The 706-nt window shown below is 70.3% G+C and carries 1 protein-coding gene; it reads right to left on the bottom strand.

What is annotated here, in order from left to right:
- On the bottom strand, positions 1-706 hold a 706-nt coding region (locus JDV09_RS26425; protein ID WP_221372087.1), incomplete at both ends, for an AMP-binding protein.

Genomic DNA, 706 nt, shown 5'->3' with positions numbered 1-706 from the left:
TGGGTGAGGTTGTGGTGGGTGATGGCGACGCCTTTGGGGGTGCCGGTGGTTCCTGAGGTGTAGATGAGGTAGGCGGTGTCGTCGGGGGTGGGTCCCGGGCCCGGTGGTGGGGTGTGGGGTGCGGTGGTGATGCGGGGGTCGTCGGTGGTGAGGACGGTGTGGTGGTGCAGGCGGTGGGCCAGTGCTGTGGTGGTCAGGGTGGCGGTGGGGGCGGCGTCGGCGAGCATGAATTCGACGCGGTGGGCTGGCAGTGCGGGGTCGATGGGTAGGTAGGCGGCGCCGGTTTTCAGGACGGCGGTCATGGCCACGATGGCTTCGGTGCTGCGGGTGAACAGCAGGGCGACGATGGTTCCCGGGCCGACGCCGCAGGTGGTGAGGAGGTGTGCGAGTCGGTTTGCGGCCTGGTCGAATTCGCGGTAGGTCAGGGTGTCGGTGGTGCAGGTCAGTGCGGTGGCGTGGGGGGTGCGTGCGACCTGGGCGGCCAGCGCGGCGGGGATGGTGGTGGCCGGCGGGCTGGGTCGGGTCAACACGGTGTGGTTGCCCCAGCGGGCCAGTCGGGTGTGTTCGGCGGGGTCCAGCAGGTGGATGCTCGACAGCGCCGCGGTGGGGTCGGTGGTGATCGCGGTCAGTGCCCGGTGCAGGCGCTCGACGAGGGTTTCGATGGTCGTGGGGTCGAAGACGTCGGTGCGGAACTGCACGGTTCCGC

It is taken from the genome of Mycolicibacterium xanthum (genome assembly GCF_019710635.1).
In the GTDB taxonomy this organism is placed as follows: domain Bacteria; phylum Actinomycetota; class Actinomycetes; order Mycobacteriales; family Mycobacteriaceae; genus Mycobacterium; species Mycobacterium xanthum.
The sequence above is the reverse complement of the archived record's forward strand: the minus strand, read 5'-3'. Positions and strand labels throughout refer to the sequence as shown.